This is a genomic window from Brevibacillus sp. SIMBA_040 (genome assembly GCF_046535075.1).
Taxonomy (GTDB): Bacteria; Bacillota; Bacilli; order Brevibacillales; family Brevibacillaceae; genus Brevibacillus.
In genome coordinates, this window is the sequence record NZ_JAWRXI010000327.1 from 1 (window position 1) to 250 (window position 250).

Here is a 250-nt window from a genome sequence, read left to right on the forward strand (position 1 = left end):
GTCTGCTTGAACAGGTGTTGGTATTACATTTCCGTTGAAGTCAGTTCTCGTTATTTCTATCTCCCCACTCATAGGCATACGAGTAAGCTCGTAAACAAATAAAATTAATTGATTATCTTTGTGGTATATACCTATATTTGATATCGCCGGGCTCGATAATGTTGCTGATAGATATCCAGTAACAGAAACTAAATCTAACGCTTTTTGAATTAAAGAGAACCCAAGAGTTTGTAACTCATTATAGTCAACC

The 250-nt window shown here is 35.6% G+C and carries 1 protein-coding gene; it reads right to left on the bottom strand.

What is annotated here, in order from left to right; translation table 11 throughout:
• The coding region (locus SB752_RS33000; RefSeq protein ID WP_410719594.1) for a hypothetical protein at positions 1-250 on the bottom strand (250 nt) is incomplete at both ends.